The sequence below is a fragment of the Algoriella sp. genome, assembly GCF_036647415.1.
GTDB lineage: Bacteria > Bacteroidota > Bacteroidia > Flavobacteriales > Weeksellaceae > Empedobacter.
Genome location: NZ_JAVXKG010000030.1, coordinates 1 through 3,694 on the forward strand (window position 1 = coordinate 1; position 3,694 = coordinate 3,694).

A 3,694-nucleotide genomic window follows, 5' to 3' on the forward strand; every position below is an offset into this window, starting at 1 on the left:
GCGCAGACATAGACAAAATAAACGCAGAGAATATAAGCGTTAAATTTTTCTTCATGTATAGTGTTTTTATTAATTGTAATAAAGTTATTCATTTTGGGGTAAATAACCATTAATTAATACTAAAAAACACAAATTATTCGAGTTAAACCTGTTATTGTTATGTATATAATAAAAAAAGCATCCAAACAATGTCCGGATGCTTTATAAAAGTTTCAAATTTATTAATTACTGAAACATATCTTTTACACGTTCAAAAAACGATTTTTCATTTTTAGATGGTTCTGGAGAAAAATGCTCATCATCTCTCATTTTTTCAAAGAAATTTTCTTGTTCTTTTGATAAATGAGTTGGTGTCCAAATGTTAACATGTACAAATAAATCACCTTTTCCATATCCATTTAAGTCTGGCAAACCTTGTCCTTTCAAACGCAATACTTTTCCTGATTGAGTTCCTTTGTCAACTTTAATTTTCACTTTTCCGTTAACAGTAGGAATTTCTTTAGATGATCCTAAGATTGCATCTGGAACAGAAACATATAAATCGTAATGTAGATTATTTCCATCACGTTTTAAAGTGTCGTGTTCTTCTTCTTCAATAACAACTAATAAGTCGCCAGGAATACCGTCAAAAGGAGCGTCATTACCTTTTCCGCGAACTTGTAATTGTATACCTTCTCTTGCTCCAGCAGGAATTTTAATCTCAATTGTTTCTTCAATTTTGATTAATCCTTGATTATTTGCTCCAGTAGGAATTTTATCTGCAACACGACCAATACCTTGACAAGTAGAACATGTTGTTGCCGTTTGCATTTGCCCTAAAAATGTGTTTGTAACACGAACTTGTTGTCCAGAACCATTACAGCTAGGACATGTTTTAGAGGTTACGCCGTCTGCTTGTTTGAAACGTTTAACTTTTACTTTCTTTTCGCAACCGTTAACCATTTCTTCAAGGTTTAACTTTACGCGAATACGCAAATCAGAACCTTTCATACGACGAGGACCACGAGATTGACCTCCGAAGCCACCACCAAATCCTCCGCCGCCAAAGATGTCACCGAAATGAGAGAAAATATCCTCCATATTCATTCCGCCTCCAGCTCCACCACCAAAGCCTCCAGCTCCGCTCATACCTGCATGACCATATTGGTCATAGCGTGCACGTTTGTTATCGTCGCTTAAAACTTCGTATGCTTCTGCGGCATCTTTAAAATTATCTTCTGCCTCTTTGTCACCTGGATTTTTGTCAGGGTGATATTTTATGGCTTTTTTACGATAAGCTTTCTTTATTTGTTCAGGTGTTGCTGATTTTTCAATACCTAATATTTCGTAATAATCTCTTTTTGTCGACATTTCTAATATAATTACATTCCAACCACTACTTTAGCGTAGCGAATTACAACATCGTTTAATAAATAACCAGTTTCTACAACATCTACAATTTTTCCTTTTAAATCCTCTGTAGGAGCAGGAATTTGAGTAATAGCTTCGTGTAAATCGGTATTAAAATCATCACCTGCTTTAACTTCGATTTCTTTTAAGCCTTTTGTACGTAAAATTTCGTTTAATTTATTGAAGATTAATTCTACACCTTGTTGTAAACCGTTGTCATCTGATTTTTCAATTTGAACCATTGCACGCTGAAAATCATCTAAAACAGGTAATAAAGCTGTTACAACTTCTTTGTTTGCTGTTTTGAAAAAATCGATTCTTTCGCGAGAAGTACGTTTCTTGAAATTATCAAATTCTGCAAATAATCTTAAATACTGATCTTTCTCTTTTGCTAATTGCTCTTTTACAATTTCTAATTCAGTTTTTCCAGAAGTATCATTTTGTTCTGTTTGATTTTCTGTTTCCTGAACTTGATCTTCAGAAAGATGCTCATTCATTAATTCTTCATTTATATTTTGATCAGACATAATCTTATTCTTTTTTTTGTTTCTCAATGAATCAAATAGTTTGCCAATGCCCATTTAGTGCCGTTTTGTCAGATTATAGTTAAAAAAATAAGCACTTCTGTCGGTAGAAGTGCTTGGTAAAAGTATAAAGTTTTTTTGATTTGAGTTTTGATAAACTATATTATATATTGTTTGTTAGTACATTCTTTTTCCTGTATAATAAATATGATAATTTTTTGGAATTATTTTTAAACCTAACTTTTTATTATTTTTTCTAATTTTATCAAGCATTCCATTTTTATTATAGACAATAAATAGACTATCATTATTAACTAAATTTATATCTAATATATCAAGATGGTCAACAATCTGATAATTTTTATTATCGATTTTATTGGTAATGTCTATATAATTAGGATATACTGTTGTAATTCCACTTTTTGTATGCCATTCTATTTTGTAGGTTGTAGTTTCAATAGTTTTTAATATTAAAACTTTATCTTCAATCATATTTTCACATCCAAAAAATAAACCAAAAATAGTAATAATAAGAAATTTAGTTTTCATAATTTAATTTTAAGTGTTACCTCTAAAACTTAAAATTAACTTTTGCATTCAAGAAGCGACCTGTCAAATAATTTGGCATTGTATAGACATTTCTTGTATTAACATCTGTAATCCATGAATTACTGATTTCATTTTTGATGTCAAATACATTGAAAACATCTACACCAATCGAAACTTCTTTAAAATTACTAAAGAATGAACTTTTTGATGGTTTTAACTCTTTTTGATTTACCAATTCTTTTACAAAACCAATATCAACACGTTTGTAAGCTGATAAAGTTGTTTGATAATTGTACGGATCCGCAAATTGTGGCGCTCCATTTGGCAATCCTGATGCATAAATCAAATTAACATTAACCTTGAATGATGGTAAAAACTCCATATAATCTTGGAAAAATGCAGATAATTTGAAACGAGGATCTGTTGGTAACGGAATATTTCCTTTGTTGTCAATATTTTGATAAGCGCGCGCATACGATGCCGAAAACCATGAATCTATTCCAGGAACAAATTGTCCAAACAGACGCATATCAAGTCCATAGGCATAACCTTTTGAGTTGTTGTCAGCCGTATAACGAATTCTTACATTATCTACGTAATAAGGGTTTAAATCGCTTAAGATTTTGTAATATAATTCGGTAGTTAATTTAAAAGGACGATTCATCCATTTGAATTCATAATCATTTCCGAAAATAAAATGTATCGATTGTTGCGACTTTACTTGATCGTTTAATGAACCATCTAAACGACGAATTTCACGATAAAAAGGTGGTTGATAATAGATACCTGTCGAAAAACGAAATAACATATCACTTTCCCAGTCTGGTTTTACAGCAATTTGTGCACGTGGCGAAATAGTTGTTTCATCATTAAAATCCCAATATGCAGCACGTACACCAGCATTAAACATCACTTTTGCATCATTCCACATAAATTTGCTTGTGTATTGTGCGTAACCTGAAACACGATTTGTTTTTAAATTATTTTTTGAGTTTACGTAATAATTTAAATGTAAACCTTGCGAAGGATTTGGGTTAACAACATATCCAGTAGAGTCTATTGCTTGCCATTCGCCCAACAAATCGCGAATATCTTCTTGTTGATATTTTAATCCCCATTCGATATTATTATTTGTATTGATTTTGAATTTCCCTTTGTGTTGTACACCAACAACCAACGCATCAAAATTATTACGTGCATGGTCTATTTGCGAACCAACATCGTTTGTTGAG

General features: G+C 31.5%; 3 protein-coding genes and 1 pseudogene. All 4 read right to left on the reverse strand.

The features are described from left to right. Window positions 1-225: 225 nt before the first annotated feature. The gene (gene dnaJ / locus RSC72_RS12145; RefSeq protein ID WP_332546365.1) at window positions 226-1,350 is read right to left on the reverse strand and encodes a molecular chaperone DnaJ; all 1,125 of its coding nucleotides are present in this window, start codon (window positions 1,348-1,350) and stop codon (window positions 226-228) included. Between the two features lie 11 nt (window positions 1,351-1,361). Further along, on the reverse strand, window positions 1,362-1,916 hold the full coding sequence (locus RSC72_RS12150; protein ID WP_332546366.1) for a nucleotide exchange factor GrpE: 555 nt from the start codon (window positions 1,914-1,916) through the stop codon (window positions 1,362-1,364). Window positions 1,917-2,090: 174 nt separating this feature from the next. Then, window positions 2,091-2,462 (reverse strand): hypothetical protein, encoded by a 372-nt coding sequence (locus RSC72_RS12155; protein WP_332546367.1) that lies wholly within the window; start codon window positions 2,460-2,462, stop codon window positions 2,091-2,093. A gap of 22 nt (window positions 2,463-2,484) precedes the next feature. Then, window positions 2,485-3,694: pseudogene (locus RSC72_RS12160) on the reverse strand (TonB-dependent receptor); the annotation flags it as partial.

Coding starts and splice junctions, on each gene's coding strand:
- dnaJ (WP_332546365.1), bottom strand. CDS start 1,350: ATGTCGACAAAAAGAGATTATTACGAAATATTAGGTATTGAAAAATCA.
- RSC72_RS12150 (WP_332546366.1), bottom strand. CDS start 1,916: ATGTCTGATCAAAATATAAATGAAGAATTAATGAATGAGCATCTTTCT.
- RSC72_RS12155 (WP_332546367.1), bottom strand. CDS start 2,462: ATGAAAACTAAATTTCTTATTATTACTATTTTTGGTTTATTTTTTGGA.